Origin of the sequence: Pseudomonas coleopterorum, assembly GCF_900105555.1 — a bacterium.
Taxonomy (GTDB): Bacteria; Pseudomonadota; Gammaproteobacteria; order Pseudomonadales; family Pseudomonadaceae; genus Aquipseudomonas; species Aquipseudomonas coleopterorum.
The window spans coordinates 3,519,001-3,539,937 of the sequence record NZ_FNTZ01000001.1 but is presented as its reverse complement, the minus strand read 5'-3'; the positions used below and the strand labels follow the sequence as shown (position 1 = coordinate 3,539,937).

Annotated in this window: 17 protein-coding genes and 1 tRNA gene; 10 read left to right on the top strand and 8 right to left on the bottom strand. The window is 62.9% G+C overall.

The features are described 5' to 3' along the window. Nucleotides 1–11: 11 nt before the first annotated feature. From BLV18_RS15830 to BLV18_RS15820, 3 genes are all read right to left on the bottom strand, one after another. A complete protein-coding gene (locus BLV18_RS15830; protein WP_090359857.1) occupies nt 12–791 on the bottom strand; it encodes a siderophore-interacting protein in 780 nt (259 codons plus the stop codon). Between the two features lie 84 nt (nt 792–875). Further along, complete coding sequence (locus BLV18_RS15825) at nt 876–3,974, bottom strand: transglycosylase domain-containing protein (protein ID WP_090359855.1); 3,099 nt, start codon at nt 3,972–3,974, stop codon at nt 876–878. A gap of 152 nt (nt 3,975–4,126) precedes the next feature. Then, nucleotides 4,127–5,560, bottom strand: a complete 1,434-nt coding sequence (locus tag BLV18_RS15820; protein WP_090359853.1) for a M48 family metalloprotease — start codon at nt 5,558–5,560, stop codon at nt 4,127–4,129. 146 nt (nt 5,561–5,706) lie between these two features. Between BLV18_RS15820 and BLV18_RS15815 the strand changes: the two genes are divergently transcribed. Together BLV18_RS15815 and BLV18_RS15810 are read left to right on the top strand one after the other, a co-directional pair. Further along, on the top strand, nt 5,707–5,946 hold the full coding sequence (locus BLV18_RS15815) for a sulfurtransferase TusA family protein (protein WP_049862331.1): 240 nt from the start codon (nt 5,707–5,709) through the stop codon (nt 5,944–5,946). Nucleotides 5,947–5,985: 39 nt separating this feature from the next. Then, entirely contained in the window at nt 5,986–7,056 is a 1,071-nt protein-coding gene (locus tag BLV18_RS15810; RefSeq protein ID WP_090359850.1) for an AI-2E family transporter, read from the top strand. Between the two features lie 108 nt (nt 7,057–7,164). On the opposite strand, the gene BLV18_RS15805 is transcribed toward BLV18_RS15810, so the two are convergent. Next, a complete protein-coding gene (locus BLV18_RS15805; protein WP_090359847.1) occupies nt 7,165–7,638 on the bottom strand; it encodes a peroxiredoxin in 474 nt (157 codons plus the stop codon). A gap of 10 nt (nt 7,639–7,648) precedes the next feature. Further along, on the bottom strand, nt 7,649–8,209 hold the full coding sequence (locus BLV18_RS15800) for a glycine cleavage system transcriptional repressor (protein WP_043184988.1): 561 nt from the start codon (nt 8,207–8,209) through the stop codon (nt 7,649–7,651). A 331-nt stretch (nt 8,210–8,540) separates the two neighbouring features. Here BLV18_RS15800 and dapA point away from each other — a divergent pair, with 331 nt between their 5' ends. The 8 genes from dapA to BLV18_RS15760 all read left to right on the top strand — a co-directional run bounded on the left by dapA (nt 8,541) and on the right by BLV18_RS15760 (nt 16,334). Continuing rightward, the gene (dapA, locus tag BLV18_RS15795; protein ID WP_090359844.1) at nt 8,541–9,419 is read left to right on the top strand and encodes a 4-hydroxy-tetrahydrodipicolinate synthase; all 879 of its coding nucleotides are present in this window, start codon (nt 8,541–8,543) and stop codon (nt 9,417–9,419) included. A 17-nt stretch (nt 9,420–9,436) separates the two neighbouring features. Then, the gene (gene bamC, locus BLV18_RS15790) at nt 9,437–10,555 is read left to right on the top strand and encodes an NlpB/DapX family lipoprotein (RefSeq protein ID WP_056843896.1); all 1,119 of its coding nucleotides are present in this window, start codon (nt 9,437–9,439) and stop codon (nt 10,553–10,555) included. A gap of 3 nt (nt 10,556–10,558) precedes the next feature. Then, nucleotides 10,559–11,317: an MBL fold metallo-hydrolase gene (locus tag BLV18_RS15785; RefSeq protein ID WP_049862327.1), complete on the top strand. Its 759-nt coding sequence runs from the start codon at nt 10,559–10,561 to the stop codon at nt 11,315–11,317. Between the two features lie 48 nt (nt 11,318–11,365). Further along, the gene (purC, locus tag BLV18_RS15780) at nt 11,366–12,079 is read left to right on the top strand and encodes a phosphoribosylaminoimidazolesuccinocarboxamide synthase (protein WP_056843894.1); all 714 of its coding nucleotides are present in this window, start codon (nt 11,366–11,368) and stop codon (nt 12,077–12,079) included. A gap of 93 nt (nt 12,080–12,172) precedes the next feature. Beyond that, nucleotides 12,173–12,262 (top strand) — tRNA-Ser (locus BLV18_RS15775). Nucleotides 12,263–12,627: 365 nt separating this feature from the next. Continuing rightward, entirely contained in the window at nt 12,628–13,794 is a 1,167-nt protein-coding gene (locus tag BLV18_RS15770; RefSeq protein WP_090359840.1) for an SMP-30/gluconolactonase/LRE family protein, read from the top strand. 200 nt (nt 13,795–13,994) lie between these two features. Next, on the top strand, nt 13,995–15,566 hold the full coding sequence (locus BLV18_RS15765; RefSeq protein WP_090359838.1) for a gamma-glutamyltransferase family protein: 1,572 nt from the start codon (nt 13,995–13,997) through the stop codon (nt 15,564–15,566). Between the two features lie 75 nt (nt 15,567–15,641). Further along, nucleotides 15,642–16,334 carry a GntR family transcriptional regulator gene (locus tag BLV18_RS15760; protein WP_090359835.1) on the top strand — a complete coding sequence of 231 codons (693 nt, stop codon included), beginning with the start codon at nt 15,642–15,644 and terminating at the stop codon, nt 16,332–16,334. Between the two features lie 21 nt (nt 16,335–16,355). Here BLV18_RS15760 and BLV18_RS15755 read toward each other — a convergent pair whose 3' ends face one another. Genes BLV18_RS15755 through BLV18_RS15745 form a run of 3 tightly spaced genes read right to left on the bottom strand, consistent with a single transcriptional unit; the run spans nt 16,356 to nt 20,934 of the window. Beyond that, on the bottom strand, nt 16,356–17,579 hold the full coding sequence (locus tag BLV18_RS15755; RefSeq protein ID WP_090359832.1) for an amidohydrolase family protein: 1,224 nt from the start codon (nt 17,577–17,579) through the stop codon (nt 16,356–16,358). Next, entirely contained in the window at nt 17,576–20,068 is a 2,493-nt protein-coding gene (locus BLV18_RS15750; RefSeq protein WP_090359829.1) for a branched-chain amino acid ABC transporter ATP-binding protein/permease, read from the bottom strand. Before BLV18_RS15750 ends, BLV18_RS15755 begins: the two co-directional genes overlap by 4 nt. After that, a complete protein-coding gene (locus tag BLV18_RS15745) occupies nt 20,065–20,934 on the bottom strand; it encodes a branched-chain amino acid ABC transporter permease (protein ID WP_090359826.1) in 870 nt (289 codons plus the stop codon). Before BLV18_RS15745 ends, BLV18_RS15750 begins: the two co-directional genes overlap by 4 nt. Nucleotides 20,935–20,937: the final 3 nt, after the last annotated feature.

Genomic DNA, 20,937 nt, shown 5'->3' with positions numbered 1-20,937 from the left:
TGGCGACAGCCTCACTCGCTGTCGTCACCCTCATGACGCCAGTAGCCGGCGGCCTTGATCTGCTCCTCGCTCAACTTGTGGTCGTCCAGCAGCACGCGCCGCAACTTGCGTGACAGCCCAGCCTCGGTCGCGATCCAGCCATAGACCACGCCGTCGGGTAGGCGCAGGTCCTTGACGGTCTGCAGCAGGTCGCCTTGGTGCCGGTCGATCCAGATCACCTCGAAGGCCGCCGCGCTGTCGAACGACTGCTGCTCCTGAGCGTTCTCCACTTCGATGACCAAGAGCGCGCGGCGGTTGCCCGGCAGCTCTTCCAGGCGTCGGGCCATGGCCGGGATGGCGGTTTCGTCGCCGATCAACAGGTAGGCATCGAACACATCCGGTACGTGCATCGAACTGCGGGGGCCGCCGATGTGCAGGAATTGCCCTGGCTCGGCCTGGGCCGCCCAGGTGGCCGCGGGGCCGTCGCCATGCAGGACGAAGTCGATGTCCAGCTCGCCAGCCGCAAGGTCGATGCGCCGCGGGGTGTAGTCGCGCATCTCGGGCTTGGCGCCTTCGGGCGTGGGCGCACCGAGCACCATGGTGTCGAGCGCCGCCTGCTGCTCCGGGGTGGTGGCGAACATCAGCTTGATGTGGTCATCGCAGCCTTCGCTGACGAAACCGGCCAGCTCCGGACCGCCGAGGGTGATGCGCCGCATGCGCGGGGTCAGTTGCGCAACGCGCAGCACCTGCAGGCGGCGACGTTTGATCTCGTGCATGACGCGCTGAATACCGAACGGATTTTCTGCCTTCATTGCGAGGGGCTCCTGGGCCGATAGGGGGCTATCGATATAGCTTATTACGCGGCCACACGCGAGTCGATGAATTCGCGGTTCCGTTCAACGCGCCGCCTGCAAGGGCGCATGGCACTGTGTATGAGCCCCCGGCTGCAGGTAGGGCGTCAGGATCGGCGCCATGCCCTTGAGCACCTGCACCGGCAGCGCCGAGGTGAAGCGAAAGCCCTCGGCGGCCTTGCCCGGTACGAAGGCGGTCAGGGTGCCGAAATGGTTTTCGCCGATGAAGAACACGAAGGTCGCGGTACGGTTGATCGCCTTGGAGCTGATCACCCGGCCTCCGGCGCCGAAGCTTGCGATGCGGTTGTCACCGGTGCCGGTCTTGCCACCCATCACCAGCGCAGTGCCGTCATCGGTCTTGAAACTGCCGGATACGCGCCGCGCAGTGCCAGCGTCCACCACCTGCGACAGGGCTTCGCGCATGGCCGCCGCGACCTCGGCAGGCAGGACCCGCTTGCCCCGGTCCGGGTCACTGATCACCCGTGTGTCATAGGGGGTGTCGGCGGCGAAATGCAGGGTGTCGATGCGCACGGTGGGCAACTTGATGCCGTCGTTCTGAATGATGCCGATCAGCTCGGCCAACGCTGCAGGACGGTCACCCGAACTGCCGATGGCGGTTGCCAGCGAGGGCACCAGATGATCGAACGGATAGCCCACGCGCTGCCAGCGCTGGTGAATATCGGTAAAGGCTTCGATCTCCAGCATGGTGCGGATGCGGTTATCGCGGGCGCGCTTGTGGCGGCTGTTGAACAGCCAGCCGTAGACTTCCTGACGCTCGAACCGGCTGGCCGCACTCGCTTCGCCGAAAGTCGCCTCCGGGTGATTGAGCAGGTAGCCCAACAGCCACAGGTCCAGTGGATGGACTTTGGCGATATAGCCTTGGTCCGGCAGGTTGTAGCGGCCAGGGCCATAACTGACGTACATCTCGTTCAGGCGCTTGTCGGTGACGCTTTCGCTCTTGCTGTGCTCACGCACAAAGCGATCGAAGGGTGCCTGCGTCGCGTTGGGGTAGAGGTAGCGGTGCACGGCGGCCAGGCGCTGCGGGGTCGGGCGCATGCCGTCGAGAAAAGTTTCCAGGCGTTGCTCGGTGGTCTTGCGCTGGTACTTCTTCCAGAACCGCTTGAGGAATTCGGTGCCTTCGCGGTCGGCGAAGCGTGCCAGGTATTCCTGCCGACGCGGATCGTCATCGTCCTTGAGCAACTGGCCGCTATTGCCCGGCGCCGAGTAGGTGCTATAGCGCACCAGGTCGCGCATCAGGCGAATGAAGGGCAGGTTGATGGACTCCTGCAGCGCTTCCTTGAGCGTGGGAATGCGGCCGTTGTCCTCGCGGCGGAAGTTGCCGAAAGTATGAATCCCGCCGCCGGTGAAGAAGCTTTCGGCGGGGCTTGCCGAATACTTGCGCTCCAGGGCCGCGGCGAGCAGCGTCCGTGCGTCCATGCCCGGGTTCTGGATCAGGGTATCGAGCACCCAGCGCGACAGCCGATCGGCGTCCTCGATCTTCACCTGGCGCAGTTGCGCGGGCGTCTGCCCGGCATAGCGTTCATGCAGTTCGTGGATGATTTCCAGGTAAGTGGTCAGCACACGCATTTTGGCGGTCGAGCCCAGCTCCAGCTTGCTGCCTTCGTTGATGTCGAATGGCTGGTCGGTGTTGTCGGTCTGCACCCGTACGCGCGAGCCGTCAGCCGTGCGCTCGAAGAGGGTGAAGCTGTAGCTCACTTCACGGGTGCTCGCCGGGGTCAGCAGGCGCTCGCCGATCAGGCCGATCTGTTGGGCGAAGGCCGGGTCGGCGAGTTGGCGCAGGTAGTCGCTGGCCTGTTTCTGCAGGTCGGCATTGAGGGTCGTGGTGGCTGAAAGATCCAGGCGGTCGAGGTCGTACAGCGGCCGGTCGAGCATGGACGACAGGCGATTGCGCACCACGCTGATGCCCTTGTTCGACTCGTTGGGTTGCCAAGTCGGCTCCTGCACCCAGTCGCGGTAGATGACCTGACTGGCCAGCGCGGCGGCTGCCAGCGTCGGATCGACGATGCCGTTGGCGGCAAGCAGGCGAATGTGACTGTCGGTCAGCTCGGCGAGGTCGTCATGGCCCTTGTTGAGAAAGTACGACGGCCGACGCTGGGCGATCATCAGCGACAGCACCTGACGCAGGGCCAGGCCGCGCGCGGCCTCGCTGGCAGGGTCGGTGGTGGTGCTGGCAAGCGCGCGGTTGACCTGCTCGAAATCGGCGCCGTACCAGACGCGTAGGCCTTCGGCCATGCCATGTACCTCACCGTGGCCGGGCACCGCCGACAGCGGCACGCTGTTGAGGTAGTCGCGCACGATGCGTTGACGCGCTTCCAGCGTCTGCGGACCGCCTTGATAGGCCCTCACACTGGCCGAAATCATCTGACGGATCTTCTCCGGCCCCGAGCCGGTCAGGCCGTCGGGCGAGTGGCGGTACTTTTCCAACTGCGTGGCCAGGGTACTGCCACCGGCCGACTGCCCAGGCAGCGCGAACATCCGCGCCACTTGCGACCAGGCCGCCTTGGCGAAGCGCGGCCAATCCACAGCCGGGTTGAGCAGCGGTTCGGGGCTGTCGAGCAGGCCGCGGTTTTCGACGAACAGCAGGCTGTCGACCATCACCGGTGGTATCTGAGCGAATTCGGTGTAGAGCTGCTGCGGGTAGCGATACAGGTACAACGGATCGCCCCGGCAATCGGTGATCACCAGCCCAGCCTGGGATTTTTCCTGGTAGGGCACGAACAGGTCATGCCCGGCATAGCTCATCAAGGCCGGCGAGAACTGGGTCTGCCGTTCGATCACGTAGTTGCGCTTGAGCAGGCGCGGCAGGAAGTCACCCAGTGCGCTGTAGCCCAGGCGCTTGTCGAACGGGCCGGCGCCTGGGTAGACGATGGCCTGGCTCGGTCCCGGCCGCACCTCATAGGTCAGCGAGTTCGCCCAGCGACTGAACTCGCGCGCCTGCAGCCGCGAGGTGCGCACCTCGGCATACATCGCGTACGCCAGCGCGGCGATCGTGATCACGACCAACAACCAGAACAGACGCCGCCACAAGTGACGTTGACGTGGGCTATCTGGCAATGGCGACGGATCAGGACTGGCAGTTTTGGCTGCAGTCTTGTCAGGTTCGGTTTGCCACAGGACGCCCATAGATATTCACACCGGTCACGGAAAATTCATCGCACCTGGAGCAAGTCTAGACGCTAGAGCGGTCGCGTGAAAAAAATGTGAAAACCGATATGTCGAAGCGTGTGAGAAGGTTTTGCGTGAACAAGCGGGCCGAGGCAGGCCCGCAGGGGTATTCAGCGCAGCATGTCCTTGACCAGCCGGTCCTGCTCCATCAGCTCCCGCTGCCGTGCGTCGATGCGTGAAGCGAGCTGGAAGTTGTCTGCAGCACGGCGCTTGGCCAGGTCCAATTGCTGGATGGCCTGGTCGAACTCGCCGACCAGTGCGAAAAACTCGGCACGCGCCTGATGCAGGCCGATGATATTTCCATTCTGCCCGCGGGTTTCGGCTACCAGGTACCACACGTCCGGGTCGTCCGAACGGGTCTTGAGGAGGTTTTCCAGCGCTTTCTCCGCATCGGCCATGCGGTTCTGCTTGAGCAGCACATCGACCCGCTTCTGGTTGATCGGATAGTTGCCCGGGTACTGCGTCAGCAGCCGATCGATGCGCTGTTGGGCGTCGGGAATGCGGTTGTTGGTGATGTCCAGGTCGACCTGCGCCAGATTGACGGTGATGTCGTCCGGCTGCTTGGCCAACAGCAGCTTGAGATTTTCACGCGCCTCGTTCAGTTGCCCGGCCTTGATCTGGGCCAATGCCAGACCATAGTTCGCAGGCAGTGCGTTGGGGTTGTCATCCAGTTGCGCGCGAAAACGCTTGGCCGCCAGCCCCGGCGTTTCTTCGTAGTACAGTTGCACCCGGGCGCGCATCAGCTGGTACCACAGGCTGTCTTCCTTGCCCCCTGGGGCGGCCTGCTCGGCGCGGTTGCGGGTGTCGGCGATACGCGATTCGCTGACCGGGTGGGTCAGGAGGAATTCCGGCGGCCGGGCATCGAAACGGTACTGGCGCATCAGCCGTTCAAACATTGTCGGCATGTTGCGCGGGTCGTACCCGGCCTTTTCCATGTTGATGATGCCGATGCGGTCGGCTTCCTGCTCGTTCTGCCGAGAGAAGCGCCGTTGCTCCTGAATGGCTGCCGCCTGGCTGCCGGCGATCGCCGCGATGCCGGCGTCACCGGCACCTGAGGCGGCAATCACGATACCGGCCAGCAACGCCGCCATCATCGGCAATTGCATGCGTTGCTGAGCCTCGACGCCTCGGGCGAAGTGGCGTTGCGACAAGTGCGCCAGTTCGTGGGCCAGCACGCCGATGTACTCGCCCTCGGTTTCGGCATTGAAGAACAACCCGCCGTTGACCCCGACGATGCCCCCCGGCGCTGCAAAGGCGTTGAGCTCCTTGCTGTCGATCAGGATGAATTCCAGGCGCCGATCGTTCAGTTGGCTGGTCTCGGAGAGGCGATACACGCTGGTCTCGACGAAGTCCTTGAGCAACGGGTCATTGAGCTGCTTGACCTGGCCACGCAACAGGCTCAGCCAGGCACGACCCAATTGATGCTCCTGCTGGGGCGAGACGATCGCCGAGCTGGCGTCGCCAAGCGAGGGCAGGTCGCTGGCGTGGCCGGGTAGCGCCAGCAGGCAGGCGAGGGTCAGCAGGGTAGGGCGCAGAAAGGGCATGCACTGAGCTCGGCAGATGAAAGGCCCTACTGTAGCCGCCCCATTCGGCGACCACCAGAGGCGGCAACCTTGGGTTATTCTGTCGCGCCGCAGTCTGCCGGGATTCACCGCAGCGCCACGGCATCCTTTGGCTGGAGAAGATATCGATGAACGATGTGCCCGAATGTGACGTCGAGCTGGACACCAGCGGTCTTAATTGCCCGTTGCCATTGCTCAAGGCCAAGCTGGAACTCAACCGCATGGCCAGTGGTACGGTACTGAAGGTGATCGCCACCGACGCCGGCTCGCAGCGCGACTTCCGTTCGTTTGCCACCTTGGCAGGTCATGCGCTGTTACACGAAAAGGCGCTGGACGGGGTCTACTCGTATTGGTTGCGCAAGGCCTGAGCCACCACCCTGGTAGCTGGGTCATTCAAGGGAATTTCAATGTTCAAAGTGCTACGCGACTGGATCCAGCGTTACTTTTCCGATGAGGAGGCCGTCATTCTGGCGGTGCTGCTGGTGCTGGCGTTCACCGCCGTTCTGACCTTGGGCGGGATGCTGGCACCCGTGCTGGCGGGGATGGTGCTGGCGTTCCTCATGCAAGGCCTGGTCAACATTCTGGAGCGCTTGCGGGTGCCTTCCGGCGTGGCCGTCGGAGCGGTGTTCGCGTTGTTCATGGGCGCGCTGGCGCTGTTCATGCTGGTGCTTGTGCCGCTGCTCTGGCACCAAGTGATCACCCTGTTCAACGAGCTGCCCGGCATGCTCGGCAAATGGCAGTCGCTGCTGTTGCTGCTGCCCGAGCGCTATCCGCACCTGGTCAGCGACGAGCAGGTATTGCAGGCCATCGAAGCGGCCCGCGGCGAGATCGGCAAATTCGGCCAGTGGGCACTGACCTTTTCTCTGTCCAGCCTGCCTCTGCTGGTCAACGTCATGATCTATTTCGTACTGGTGCCTATCCTGGTGTTCTTCTTCCTCAAGGACCGGGTCATGATCGGCCGCTGGGTCAGCGGTTACCTGCCGCGCGAGCGTACGCTGCTGACTCGGGTGGCGCAGGAAATGAACCGGCAGATCGCCAACTACATCCGCGGCAAGGTCATCGAGATCTTCATCTGCGGCGTGGTGACCTACATCGCCTTCGTCGCACTGGGGCTGAACTACGCCGCTCTGCTGGCACTGCTGGTGGGGTTGTCGGTGGTGGTGCCCTACGTGGGGGCGGTGGTGGTGACGGTCCCGGTCACGCTGATCGCGCTGTTCCAGTGGGGCTGGGGTGACCAGTTCATCTACCTGATGGTGGTGTACGGCATCATCCAGACCCTGGATGGCAACGTGCTGGTGCCGTTGCTGTTCTCCGAGGCGGTGAACCTGCACCCAGTGGCGATCATCTGTGCGGTGCTGTTGTTCGGCGGGTTGTGGGGGTTCTGGGGCATCTTCTTCGCCATTCCCCTGGCGACCCTGTTCAAGGCCGTGCTGGATGCCTGGCCAAGGCAGGAGCCTACCGTCGCGCCGATGCTCTGAGACCGCGGTGCGGGCTTCGCGGGCAGAGGGCTCGGCCGCCCGCCCCGCTCCCACAGGTGATCCTGTCTGTAGGAGCGGTCAGCGGCCGCGAAGGGGCCACCGCCGATATCAACCCTGGCTCAACGCCTGGGCCGCTTCCAGCACACTCTGCACATGCCCCGGCACCTTCACCCCACGCCATTCCTGGCGCAGCACACCGTCCCGATCGATCAGGAAGGTGCTGCGGTCCACGCCCAGGTACTCCTTGCCATACAGCTTCTTCAGCTTGATCACATCGAACAGCTGGCACAGCGCCTCGTCCTTGTCGCTGATCAGCTCGAAGGTGAAGCCCTGCTTGGCCTTGAAGTTCTCGTGGGACTTGAGCCCGTCGCGCGACACACCGAACACCTCGGTGTCGGCGGCCTTGAACTGCTCGAGCAGGTCGCGGAAGTCCTGGCCCTGAGTGGTGCAGCCCGGCGTGCTGTCCTTGGGGTAGAAATAGACCACCACCTGGCGGCCCTTGAGCTCGCTCAGGCTGACGGTCTGGCCGCCGGTGGCCTGGGCTTGGAAATCGGCAACAGGTTCATTGAGAGCGACAGCCATCGGTCAATCCTTACATGGGGTTCTGTGGACGCCAGGGTTCGATCAGCGCATCCAGGTTCAGCGCATCGGCGAAGTCCAGGAACTGGTCGCGCAACCAGCTGATCTGCACACCGGCAGGCAGCGTCACGGTGAACGTGGCATTGAGCATGGTGCCACCGGTCTGCGGCGCCTGGTAGGTGTCGCAGGTCAGGTTCTCGAGCTCGACGTTGTGGTCGATGAAGAACTGGCACAGCTCGTTGATGATGTCGGAACGATACGCCGAACTGACATAGGCCACGTAAGGCAGCGCCTGCGGGCGGCTGTCCAGAGTGGCGCTGCGCACCAGGCTGACAGTGAAGTCGTGCTTCTTGGCCAGCGAGCTCAGGCCGGTTTCCAGGCGCGCCAGGGCATCCCAGTTGCCCGATACCTGCAGAACCAGGGCGCTGTATTCGCCATGGCGGGTCAGGCGCGAGGTGGACACCGAGCAGCGGGCGTCGTGGGCCGCGCGGCACAGTACATTGGTCAGTTCCATGGGGTTGCGGCCCAGGGCGCTGATGACGAGGAATTGTTCGCGAACTGTGGGGGTGGACATGCAGCATTCCTAAAGCGATGAGCGGTCGGCAGCTTGAAGGGGCCGGATGACTGGTTCAAGGCCTGCGCCGTACCTCGTGCGAACCTGCACTGACTGCCCGGCAACGCCCGCAGATACGGGGTGACACCAGGTGACAAGGCTCAGGGACGGGGTTCGAAGCGCCGTTACGGCAGGCGATGACCAGGCAAGAAAGGCAACCCCTGCCGATCAAAGTCTGAAAGGGTATAGAAAAGCGGCGCGAAGGGGAATGCTCGCGGCGTGGTACTTCGCTTGTGCAAGGTGGTTGGCGCCAGTACCATTACCGCTCTCTTTTTCCGGCAGGAGCGGTTGCATGATTGCGGGCAGTATGGTGGCACTGGTCACACCCATGGACGCCCAAGGGCGTCTGGACTGGGACAGCCTGAGCAAGCTGGTGGACTTCCATCTGCAGGAGGGCACCCATGCCATCGTCGCCGTCGGCACCACCGGCGAGTCGGCGACCCTTGATTACGAAGAGCACATCAAGGTCATCGAGCACGTGGTCAAGCAGGTGAACGGGCGTATCCCGGTCATCGCCGGCACCGGTGCCAATTCCACCCGCGAGGCCGTCGAGCTGACCCGCAATGCCAAGGGCGCCGGCGCCGACGCCTGCCTGCTGGTGACCCCGTACTACAACAAGCCGACCCAGGAAGGCTTGTACCAGCACTTCAAGCACGTCGCCGAAACCGTCGACATCCCGCAGATCCTCTACAACGTTCCCGGCCGCACCGCCTGCGACATGCTGGCCGACACCGTCGTGCGGCTGTCCAAGGTGCCGAACATCATCGGCATCAAGGAAGCCACCGGCAACCTCGAGCGCGCCAAGGACATCATCAGTCGTGTCGACAGCGATTTCCTCGTGCTGTCCGGTGACGATCCCACGGCCGTCGAGCTGATCCTGCTGGGCGGCAAGGGCAATATTTCGGTCACTGCCAACGTCGCCCCGCGCGCCATGGCCGACCTGTGCAACGCGGCGTTGAACGGCGAGGCGGAACTGGCCCGCGCCATCAACGACAAGCTGATGCCGCTGCACAAGAACCTGTTCCTGGAAGCCAACCCGATTCCGGTCAAATGGGCGTTGCACGAAATGGGCTTGATGCCCGAAGGCATTCGCCTGCCGCTCACCTGGTTGAGCGCCACCTGTCATGAACCGCTGCGGCAGGCCCTGCGCCAGTCCGGCGTCCTGGTTTAATTGAGGAAGTAAGACGCATGAAGCGATTGGCTGGCCTTTCTGCCCTTGCCTTGGTCATTTCGAGCACCAGCGGTTGCGGGTGGCTCTGGGGCGAAAACGGTTATTTCCGCGATCGTGGCAATGATTACCTCGAGGCGACCCAAACCGCCCCGATGCAACTGCCGCCCGGCGTGCAAACCGACAAGCGTCTGGATCCGCTGCTGCCGATCCCGCGCAACGTCGCCGACGACAACGCCAAGGCATCCGAATTCGAAGTGCCGCGTCCACTGCCTTTGCAGGTGGCGGCCCAGGCCAGCGACTTCTCGCTGCAGCGCAGCGGTGAAAACCGCTGGATCCTGGCCCAGCGCGCGCCTGCCGAAGTCTGGCCGATCGCGCACCAGTTCTTCGAGGACAACGGTTTCCGCATCGCCGAAGACCGCCCGCAGACCGGCGAATTTACCACCACCTGGCAGCGCTTCGACGAGCTCTCCGCCTCCATGGCGCAGCGCCTGAGCGGCGCGACCACCTCCGGTGAAAGCGAAACCCGCGTGCGCGTGCGCATCGAGCCAGGCGTGCAACGCAACAGCAGCGAAATCTACGTGGTCAGCGTCGAGCGTCCGGGTGGCAGCACCAGCGAGCCCGATTTCCCCGCACGTTCGGTGAACACTGGCCTGGATTCGATTCTGGTCGACCAGATGCTCGCCAGCATGACCCGCGACTCGGAACGCGGCGGCTCGGTGTCTCTGGTTGCCGCGCGTGATTTCGACGCGCCCAGCCGTGTAGCCATGAGCGAAGACGGCAGCGGCAACCCGGTGCTCAACGTCGGCGCCGACCTGGACCGTGCCTGGTCCAGCGTGGGCCGTGCCCTTGAACAGGGCCAGTGGCGCATCGAAGACATCAACCGCAGCCTGGGCCTGTACTACATCAACCTCGCCGAGTCCGCCCAACGCGCCGACGACAAGCCCGGCTTCTTCAGCCGCGTGTTCGGCAATGCGCCGAGCAAGGAAGAAATCGAAGCCCGCGCCGAGCGTTACCAGGTGCGCCTGAGCAAGGTGGGCGACACCGTTCAGGTCACTGTAGAGAAGAACATCAACACCGTGGCCCCGGCAGACGTTGCCCGCCGCGTGTTGGGTGTGATTCAAGACAACCTGGGCTAAGCGATGCGTTTTGCCGTTCTCGGAAGCGGTAGCCAAGGGAATGGCACACTGGTCAGCAGCGAAGACACGCACGTGCTGGTCGACTGCGGTTTCTCCCTGCGGGAAACCGAACGTCGGCTGGCCCGTCTGGGCCTGAGCGCCGCGCAATTGAGCGCCGTGCTGGTGACCCACGAACATGCCGACCACGTGCATGGCGTGGAGCTGCTGGCGCGGCGTCATGGCGTGCCCGTCTACATGAGCCAGGGCACCGAGCGCGGTCTGCGCAAGCCGGTGCCGGTGCGCAGCCATGTGCGCTGTGGCGACGTCCTGGACGTCGGGGCGTTGCGCATCGAAGTGGTCTCCGTGGCCCACGACGCTCTGGAACCTACCCAGTACGTATTCACCGACGGCAAGCGCCGCTTCGGTCTGCTGACCGACCTGGGCTCCCATTGCGCAAGGGTTCGCGACCACTATCAGGGCCTGGACGCCTTGATGATCGAAAGCAACCATTGCCGCGACATGCTCGCCCGTGGGCACTACCCCTATTTCCTCAAGCAGCGCGTCGGCGGTGACTGGGGCCATCTGAACAATCACCAGGCTGCCGGCCTGGTGGAACAGTTGGGCTGGAAGAATCTGCAACACCTAGTACTGGCCCACCTGAGCAGCAAGAACAATCTGCCGCAGCTGGCTCGGCAATGCTTCGTCGACACCCTGGGGTGCGACGCGGACTGGCTGCAAGTGGCCGATCAAGATTCAGGGCTCGATTGGCGCCACATCGCCTAGCGTCCCAAAGGGGCGCCTAGCCCATACTTTTAGCAAGCGGAGCCCATCATGGAAAAACGTGAAGAACTCTACCGCGGCAAAGCCAAGTCGGTGTACAAGACCGACGACGCCGACCGCTTGATCCTGCTGTTTCGCAACGACACCTCGGCGTTCGACGGCAAGCGCATCGAACAGCTCGACCGCAAGGGCATGGTGAACAACAAGTTCAACGCCTTCATCATGCAGAAGCTGGAAGCGGCGGGCATCCCGACCCAATTCGACAAGCTGCTGGCCGACAACGAAGTGCTGGTCAAGAAGCTCGACATGATTCCGGTCGAATGCGTGGTGCGCAACTACGCCGCCGGCAGCCTGGTCAAGCGCCTGGGCGTCGAAGAGGGCATGAAGCTCAACCCGTACACCTTCGAGCTGTTCCTCAAGGACGACGCCAAGGGTGACCCGTTCATCAACGAATCCCACGTCGTGGCCTTCGGCTGGGGCACCGCCGAGCAACTGGCGAAGATGAAAGAGCTGTCGCTCAAGGTCAACGACGTGCTGACCAAGCTCTTCGACGACGCCGGCCTGCTGCTGGTCGACTTCAAGCTCGAATTCGGCGTGTTCAGCGACGGCTCCATCGTCCTGGGCGACGAATTCAGCCCCGACGGCTGCCGCCTGTGGGACAAGGACACCCGCAAGAAAATGGACAAGGACCGCTTCCGCCAGGGTCTGGGCGACGTCATCGAAGCCTACGAAGAAGTGGCCAACCGCCTGGGCGTGCCGCTGTAACACCACTGTAGACGCGCAAGCGCCTGAATTCGCAAATTATTTTGCATCAGGGGTTTCGCGTTTGGCGCAGACGCTGGTATGATTCGCGCCGTTGGAGAGATGCCAGAGTGGCCGAATGGGACGGATTCGAAATCCGTTGTACCTTCACCGGTACCTAGGGTTCGAATCCCTATCTCTCCGCCATTATTGCTACACGCTAAGCCCCCGGAAACGTTGACGTTCTCGGGGGCTTTTTGTTTTGGACGCCATTTCACGCGGTGGAATTAACCATCAAGCCTCGGTTTGGCGGCTGCGTCGATTTGATCGTCTCTGACTCCCCGACTTCGATCGTGACGCACCGGCCGTCAACCATCGTTCAGTCCATTCCCAGCCACACGTCACCCTTCATCCAGTGGAACTTCCCTACCCAACTCCCTTCAATACCCATGAACCTGTCGCGCCGTATGTTCCCTTCGACGCCCGTACAGGTTTTTTTTCGCACGTTTCTGAAACCGGTTTCAGAGCCTAGTGCAGACCAGCCCACCTCATCCCGCAGGAGCCCGGAAAGGATGACCAAAAACCCATTGAAGCGAGCCTCGATCACCGCCCTGGCGGCCGCGATGTTGGCTTTGACAGCGACTGCAGCCCAGGCCGAAACCATTGATCGCAGCCTGGTTCCCATTGGTTCGATCCAGGAGGTGGCGGCGTTCAGCGGCCCAGGGCCGTCAGGCATCGTGGTTACTCCGGAAGGGCGCACTTTTGTCGGTTTTCCGCGTCATGCCGATGATCACGCTGGCATGACGCTGGGCGAGTTGGTCGACGGCAAGCTGGTTCCCTATCCCTCCGCCGATGTGAGCCTGCCGTCTGGGCTGTCCGACGCCAAGCGTCTCGTTTCCCTGCATGGCATGACCTTGGACAGGCGTGGGCGCCTCTGGTTGATCGACGATGGCAAGCGTGCCGGCAAGCAGGGCATTCCGGCGGGGGCGGCGAAGGTGGTGGGTATCGACTTGAGCAGCAACAGCATCGTGACGTCCATCGAGCTCAAGGATGCCCTGCGTCAGGACAGCCACATGAATGACCTGCGCATCGATCTGACCCACGGCAGTCAAGGCACCGCTTATGTCGCCGACTCATCTTTCGGCGACGACCCGGCTTTGGTGGTGGTGGATCTGGCCACGGGGAAGCAGCGTCGTGTGCTTGCCGGTCATCCTTCCATCGTGGCGCAGAAGGATTTCGTCACCCAGCTCGACGGTGTGCCCATGCGCTACGACGGCAAGAACACCGCATTCCCTCACGGTGGCGTCGATGGTCTGGCGCTGACGCCCGATAGTTCGCGTCTGTTCTATTCGCCGCTCACCAGTCGACACCTGTGGAGTCTGCCGACCGCAGCACTTTCCGACTTCGGCCTCGATGATCGACAACTGGCTGCCCAGATCAAGGATGAAGGGGAGAAGGTGATGGTCGACGGGATGGACATGGACGCTCAGGGCCGTCTGTACATGACCGATGCAGAGCATCACCAAGTGCTGCGTCGCTGGCCGGATGGCCGCCTCGACGTGGTCGTGCGCGACCCGCGGCTGGTGTGGCCGGACGGCGTATTCGTGACCGCCGATTCGGTGTACGTGACGTTGGGGCAGTGGAGCCGTATGGGCAAGGGGTTCGACACCCGGCAGCCGCCGTATCTGTTGGTCAAGGCGCCTATCGAGGCCACCCCGCAGTTCAACGCCGCGCAATGACCGTAGCGGGGGCGCAGATCGTGCCCCTGCTGATAGGAAACACTGTCTGAAAGCCTGAAGATCCTCTTCGCCGCCATTGATTCAGCCCACTGCCGTTTGCCCAACCCGAGCCTCACCGGCCACTAGGAAAAAGCGCGGCACACTTATTGCTCTGCTAACAATAAATTCATAGATAGCTAGCAAAGTCAGGGCCTCGAATCATGATCGCTACCTCTTCTCATGCTGTGATCTGCACGCCTCACGCCCAAGCCAGTGCCGCAGGGATGCAGATCCTCGATGCGGGTGGCACGGCCATTGATGCCATGCTGGCAGCCAGTGCCATGCTGGCCGTGGTGTTCCCGCACATGACCGGCCTGGGTGGGGATGCCCTCTGGATGATCCACGACACCCAGGTCCGCACCATCGTGGGGATCGGGCAGGCCGGGCAGCGGTTGCCCGACGGCGGAGTCATCGGTTTGAGAGGTCCATCGTCCGTCGCCACCACGGCGGGTGCGCTGGCGAGTTGGCAGACGGCGGCGACTATCAGCCGGCAGGAGTGGGGCTCGCATTTTGGTTGGGCCGACCTGTTGCAGGACGCCGCAAGCGTGGCAGAGGCGGGCACGCCTGTTTCACAGTCCCAGCTGTTTTGGCAGACATTGCGGCAGCCACTCATCGAGCAGTTGCCGGATTTGCACGGTGTCTGCAAGACCGATGGGCGCTGGTTGCGCGCAGGCGATACGCTGCGTCAGCCGGCGCTTGCCAACACGCTGCGGCATCTGGCCAGGTACGGGGTCGAGGACTTCTATCAGGGCGAGTTGGCTCACGCGTTCGGGGCGGCGTTCGATCGGCTCGGTTGTGGCCTGACCCAGGCCGACCTGGCGGCCACGCGCGCACCGCTGATGGACCCAGTTTCGGTCCCTTACCGGCAGGGCCGACTCTATAACGTCGCACCGCCGTGCCAGGGTCTTTATACCTTGCAGGCCATGGCCGCGCTGCAGCATAAGCCACTCGCGCAGGTCGGCAATGGCAGCGCGCTTTACTACCACTACCTGGTCGAAGCCATCAAGCAAGGTCTGCTGCGCCGCAACGCGCAGTTGTGCGATCCGCTGAGCACCGCTTGGGATTTCGCCGCCAGTCTCGATGAGCGTCACGTTCAGAGGTATGCCGATGCCATCGACGATCAGCGTGCAGCGCCGTGGAACGAGCCGGGACGCCCGGCCGATACGGTCTGGATGGCTGCGACCGATGCCCAGGGCCGGACGGCCTGCCTCATCCAGAGCCTGTTTCACGACTTCGGCTCGGGCTGTATTCTGGGCGACACCGGAGTGCTGTGGCAGAACCGTGCTGCGGGTTTCAACGCCAATCCCGAACACGTTAACGGCTGGGCCCCCGGCAAGCGTCCCGCCCATACGCTCAACCCATCCTGTTACCTGGCCGACGATGGTCGCCGCTGGTTCTTCGGCACTCAGGGAGGCGATGGTCAACCGCAGACGCAGATGGTCCTGGCGACGCAGCTCATCGACTATCAGCAGCCTATCGATCAGGCCTTGGGCTTCCCCCGCTTTTTGCTGGGCCGCAGTTTTTTCGACAGCACCGACAACCTCAAACTCGAAGGCGACATGAGCGCCGCGAGCATCGAAGGCCTGGCGGCGCTGGGTCATGGGGTGGAAATCATACCGGCGCAGAGCCCGATGACGGGCCATGCCGGTATCATCGCCATCGATGCCCACGGGCGGCGCAGTGCCATGCATGATCCGCGAGGCGAGGGTACCGCACTTGGTCAGGCAGACTGAAGGTTGAACGGGTATTTGCCGGATACTAGCCATCTCGTGTATAGGCATGAGGCTTTCTAGACAACAGAGGAAACGATGGGGTTGAGTACCGTCACTGCCAAACAGCTTGAGGTGCAGCGTATCGTCGATGCGCTGTTCAAGGCTATTGCCCACCATCGCCTGCCGCCCGGCACTCGGTTGGTCGAAGCCCACATCGTCGAAACCCTGCAGGCCAACCGCAATCACGTGCAGGTCGCCCTGCAGCGGCTGGCGATGCAGAAAGTAGTGACCATCGAAGCCAATCGGGGCGCCATGGTGGCCCAGCCCACAGCCAAGGAGGCGCGGGATATCTTCAGCGCCCGTCGCGCCATCGAACGGGCGATCGTCGAGGCCATTACCCCGGCCGTGATGCGCAAGCACCGCCAGCGCATTGCCAGCCATATGAACAACGAGCGCAAAGCCACCAGCGATACCGATCGACGCGCCATCGTTCGCGAGCTGAGTGAATTTCACCTCATGCTCGGCGAGATCAGTGGAAACGTCGTGCTCAGCGATATCCTTGGCAATCTGATGGTGCGCAGCTCATTGATCGTGGCGCTGTACCAGCGCAACGATGTGCCGTCATGCGCGCCGGACGAACATCAGCAGATCATCACCGCGCTGGAACAGGGCGATAACGCGGGGGCCGTACGGGTCATGCTGGAGCACCTGGACGAACTGGAAGGGCAGTTGGCGCTGGAAGAGCGCGCCTTGGAGGAGTTCAACCTCAAGCAGGCGCTGAGTGGCTGACGAGCAGGCCTGCCCGTTCAATCATGGCCTCAGCAACGTCCCGACCGGTCGACTGAATGTTTGCCTGCCACCCTTGAAGCCCATTACCGGAGCGCTTATCTCGGCGATCACCGCTGCTGGCGAAGGCGCGTCGAAGACGATGAAGTCGGCGCGGCAGCCCGGTAGCAGGCCGTAATCCTTCAGCCTGAGCAGGCGTGCCGATTCGCTGGATACCCAGGCCAGGCACTGCAGCAACTGCGGCACTGTGCCCATCTGGCTGACGTTGGCGAAGAGGTTGGCCTGACGCACCAGCGAAGCATCGCCATAGGGCGTAAAGGGGTTGCCGACATTGTTGGTGGACACCGAACACGTCACGCCGCAGGCGTGTAGATGCGCCAGCGGTGCCAGCCCCCGAGGTTTGTTGTGGAACACGTCGCGACCCATCAGGAACAGGTCGGTGCTGGGCAGGCAGGTCACCTGAACGCCCGCTTCGGCCAGCTCCAGTGCGAGCACCGTCAGTGATTCCTGGGGCAAGGCGGACAGCTTGGTCACGTGGCCGATGGTCACACGTCCGCCCCACCCATGCAGCCGAGTGCAGCGCGCGACTTCCATGACGGTCAGGCCTTCGGGGTTCAAATCGAAATCCAGATGCAGGTCCAGGTCGCAGTCGTAGCGTGTGGCCAGTTCGAATAGCCGCTGGATCTGCCCCAGCGGGTCGCTGTCCATATACGGGCACCCACCCAGGACCGTTGCACCGCTTTCCAGCGCCTGGCACAACAGTGCCTCGGTCCCTGGGTTGTTGAGCATTCCTTCCTGCGGAAACACACACAGTTCCAGGGTGATCGCCCATGCATAGTCGGCCTGCAAACGGCGAATGGCATGGAAACCGATCAAGCCGATCTGTGGATCCAGCTCCACATGAGTGCGCATGTGCGTGGTGCCTTGCACGATGGCCTTGTCCAGCACCTGCGCACCGCGCCGATACACATCGTCTTCGGTAAACCCGGCTTTGGCCGCTCGGGTTTGGGCCACCGCTTCCGCCAACGTGCCTTCCTGAAGATGGCATCGCTGCATGATGCAGGCTTTGTCCAGGTGAATGTGGGTTTCGATCAGGCCGGGCATGACGAGCTGCCCACGCAGATCGAGGGTTTCCCATGGGCCTGCGTCGGCGCTCAAGGCTTCGACGAAATAGCCGTTCTCCACCTGTAGCTCGCTCAAGTGGTTATCGGCGCCAAGCCGCACATTGATGATCTTCATCGCCTTCATGCACTGACACCTTCGCCCAGGTAGGCCGCAGCCAGGTCTTTGTCTTCACGCAATTGAGCGGCGCTGCCGGTTTTCACGATGGTTCCGATTTCCAGCACATACGCACGATCTGCCACTTGCAGCGCCAGGTTGGCCATCTGGTCCACCAGCAGAATGGTCACGCCCTCGTCACGCAGGGCAGCCAGCGCGTCGTAAAGCTCGCCGATCATGGCGGGCGACAGGCCCAGGGAGGGTTCGTCGAGCAACAGGATTTTCGGCTTCGCCATCAGACCGCGACCCACGGCAACCATTTGCTGTTCACCACCGGACAGCAGGCCGGCCGGGTTGTCGATGCGATCGCGCAGGCGAGGGAAGCGCTTGAGGATGGCCTCGATTTCAGCGTCGGCATCGAAGGCTTCGCGGCGTGAGTAACCGCCCAGTAGCAAATTGTCGCGCACGCTCAGGTAAGGGAAGACCTGACGGCCTTCGGGCACCAGTGCCAGGCCCTGCGCAGCAATCAGGCTGGCGCTGGTCTGTTCGATATTTTCGTTGTCGAGCAGGATGCTGCCGCTGCTGGCGCGATGCAGGCCGGCCAGGCATTGCAGAATGCTCGATTTGCCAGCGCCGTTCGCGCCGAGAATGGCCACCAGCTCGCCAGGATTGACCAGCAGATTGACTTTGTTGACCACGGCGGACGCGCCGTAGTCAATGACCAGATCCTTGACGTACAGACGCGTGTCGCGGCTACCGGCCCAGGGTTGGGCACGCGCGGTGGCCTGATAGTCGGTGCCGCCCAGATAGGCCGCGATCACTTGCGGATTCTGGCGGATTTCAGACGGCGGCCCCGAGGCGATCGGCTTGCCAGCATCAAGCACCAGTAAATGCTCGGACACCGACATGACCAGCGTCATGTCGTGCTCGACCAGAATGACCGTGAGGCCGAAGTCCGCCAGCTTGCGCAGCAGTGTCGCCAAGTCGTCGGTGTCGCGACGACTGAGGCCCGCCGCAGGTTCATCCAGCAGCAATACGGCCGGTGCGGTCGCCAGCGCCCGGGCTATTTCCACCAGGCGACGGTCTACGTGAGGCAAATCTTCGGCGGGAATATTCACCTCGCCGCGGTAGCCCACCAATGCCAGCAGATCCAGCGCCAGGCTGCGTTGTGTGTCCAGGGCGCGGCTGAATGGCAGACCCAGGCGTCCCTTCTGCATCGCCACCAACAGATTGTCGAGTACGGACATTTCGCCGAACAGCAAGGTGGTCTGGTAAGTACGGGCGATGCCGGCCCTGGCGGTTTTCCAGGCGGGTAGGCCGGCCAGCGGTTGCTGCAACTCGATCTGGCCGCTGTCCGGTGCGTAAAATCCACTGATCATATTCAGAACGGTGGTTTTGCCCGCACCGTTGGGCCCGATGATGCTGGTGATACTGCCAGCGGGTGCCTGCAGGCTGACGTGTTGCGCGGCCTGTACACCACCGAAGCGAATGCCGATATCGGAAACCCGCAACCCTGAGGACGGGCCACGGCTGCGTAGATGCGCGGCCATGCGTGCTTGATCGATGGACGTCGGCGGCAGCAAGCGCACCGGTTTGATCAGGCGTCGGGCAAGGGCACCCAGCAGTCCGTTGGGCGCGATCCACAATACGATGAGCAGGAGCAGGGAGAAGATCAGCAGCCGGTATTCGGCAAAATCCGAGAGCAGTTCCGGGACCAGCACGATCAACACTGCGCCGATCAGCGGCCCGAACAGCATGCCACTGCCGCCCACGATCACGGCCAGAACGAACAGGATGGATTGGGAGAAGGGAAAGGATTCCGGGTTGATGAACATCAGTAGTGGCGCGAGCAAACCGCCTGCCAGCCCGGTCAGGGCGGCGGACAATGCGAACGCCAGGGTCTTGCTGATCACCGGATTGAAGCCCAGCGAGCGTGCCGCGATTTCCGAGGTTTTCACCGCACGCATGGCCTTGCCCCAGCCGCTCTGGCTCAGGCGTCGATAGAACAGCAGCGCGCCGATCATCAGCGCGGCGGCCAGCAGGGCGAGCAGGATCGCCGGATCCAGGCCGGCGAATTCCGGTAGCGGGATACCCATCAAGCCGTTGGAGCCACCGGTCACGTCCCGCCATTCGATCAAGCCGTGATGCACCACGAACGCAAAGGCGATGGTGATCATCGCCAGGTAAGGGCCGCTGACCCGTAGCGCGGGGATCGCCAGCAGCGCGCCAATCAGACCCGCTACCGCACCGGCCATTGGCAGGGCCAGCCACAGCGTCCATCCGGCCATGCTCAGGAGTGCCGATACATAGGCGCCTATCGCATAGAACGCGATATGCCCGAATGAAATCTGTCCGCTCAGGCCAATCAGGATATTGAGGCCGACGCCGACCACCGCCGCCAGGGCGCAGAGGGTAAAAACCAGTAACGAGTAGCTGTCGAGCGTGAACGCCATGACGCCGCAGACCACAGCGAGCAAGGCGATGAACGCTGGAGCGACCAGGGTTTTGGGGTTGTTCATACTTTCACCAATACCCGGCTGCCGAACAGGCCGTTAGGCCGAATCGCCAGCGCCAGAATGACCAGCGCAAACGTGAATATCTGGGTGAATGCCGAGCCGAAGTACAGGGTGATCAACGCCTCGGCCAGGCCGAACAGCAATCCGGCGGCGAACACACCGCCCGCGCTGCCGATGCCACCGAGAATCGCCACCGCAAAGGCTTTCAGGCCGAACAACAGGCCCATTTCCGCGTTGACGCTGAACAGTGGCGCAATCAACAGGCCCGCCACCGCCGCGAAGACGGTCGACAGCGCAAAGGCGATGGCGACCACACGATTGACGTTGATGCCCATCAGCATCGCGGCGCGCGGATTTTGCACGCAGGCTTCCAGTACCTTGCCCAGTCGGGTGTAACGCCGTACCAGGTACAGCGCCAGGGCGACGGCCGCGCCTGCCAGTGGAATCAGCAGCTGCAGTGCACTGATGTGGCTGCCGAACAGCTCGACATTCAGGTTCACCAAGCGGCTCTCGAACTGCCGAGGTTCCTTGCCGAAGGTAAACAGCGCAAGGTTGTCCACCAGAATTCCGCCCGCCACCGTTGCCATCAGCCAGGCCTGCGAACCACGGCTGTGGAAGGGCCGTACCAGGTAGCGCTCGATCACCAAGCCATACAACGCACAGAGGATCAGTGTCAGTGGCACGCCCAGCCACAATGGCCAGCCCCAGTTGATGCAAAACAGGTAGCCGAGCACCGCACCGACCATCATGGCGCTGCCCTGGGCAAAGTTGACGGTGCGCGATACGACGTAGGTGAGGTGAAAACCCAATGCCAACAAAGCGTACATGCTGCCCAGGCCGAGCCCGGTGATAACGGCGGCGGTGAACATCGC

Bases quoted from the DNA above. Each gene is read 5' to 3' on its own strand.
- BLV18_RS15805 (WP_090359847.1), bottom strand. From the start codon at position 7,638: ATGGCTGTCGCTCTCAATGAACCTGTTGCCGATTTCCAAGCCCAGGCC.
- BLV18_RS15825 (WP_090359855.1), bottom strand. From the start codon at position 3,974: ATGGGCGTCCTGTGGCAAACCGAACCTGACAAGACTGCAGCCAAAACT.
- purC (WP_056843894.1), top strand. From the start codon at position 11,366: ATGGAAAAACGTGAAGAACTCTACCGCGGCAAAGCCAAGTCGGTGTAC.
- BLV18_RS15820 (WP_090359853.1), bottom strand. From the start codon at position 5,560: ATGCCCTTTCTGCGCCCTACCCTGCTGACCCTCGCCTGCCTGCTGGCG.
- BLV18_RS15830 (WP_090359857.1), bottom strand. From the start codon at position 791: ATGAAGGCAGAAAATCCGTTCGGTATTCAGCGCGTCATGCACGAGATC.
- BLV18_RS15770 (WP_090359840.1), top strand. From the start codon at position 12,628: ATGACCAAAAACCCATTGAAGCGAGCCTCGATCACCGCCCTGGCGGCC.
- BLV18_RS15745 (WP_090359826.1), bottom strand. From the start codon at position 20,934: ATGTTCACCGCCGCCGTTATCACCGGGCTCGGCCTGGGCAGCATGTAC.
- BLV18_RS15785 (WP_049862327.1), top strand. From the start codon at position 10,559: ATGCGTTTTGCCGTTCTCGGAAGCGGTAGCCAAGGGAATGGCACACTG.
- BLV18_RS15815 (WP_049862331.1), top strand. From the start codon at position 5,707: ATGAACGATGTGCCCGAATGTGACGTCGAGCTGGACACCAGCGGTCTT.
- BLV18_RS15765 (WP_090359838.1), top strand. From the start codon at position 13,995: ATGATCGCTACCTCTTCTCATGCTGTGATCTGCACGCCTCACGCCCAA.
- BLV18_RS15810 (WP_090359850.1), top strand. From the start codon at position 5,986: ATGTTCAAAGTGCTACGCGACTGGATCCAGCGTTACTTTTCCGATGAG.
- BLV18_RS15760 (WP_090359835.1), top strand. From the start codon at position 15,642: ATGGGGTTGAGTACCGTCACTGCCAAACAGCTTGAGGTGCAGCGTATC.
- BLV18_RS15800 (WP_043184988.1), bottom strand. From the start codon at position 8,209: ATGTCCACCCCCACAGTTCGCGAACAATTCCTCGTCATCAGCGCCCTG.
- bamC (WP_056843896.1), top strand. From the start codon at position 9,437: ATGAAGCGATTGGCTGGCCTTTCTGCCCTTGCCTTGGTCATTTCGAGC.
- BLV18_RS15755 (WP_090359832.1), bottom strand. From the start codon at position 17,579: ATGAAGGCGATGAAGATCATCAATGTGCGGCTTGGCGCCGATAACCAC.
- BLV18_RS15750 (WP_090359829.1), bottom strand. From the start codon at position 20,068: ATGAACAACCCCAAAACCCTGGTCGCTCCAGCGTTCATCGCCTTGCTC.
- dapA (WP_090359844.1), top strand. From the start codon at position 8,541: ATGATTGCGGGCAGTATGGTGGCACTGGTCACACCCATGGACGCCCAA.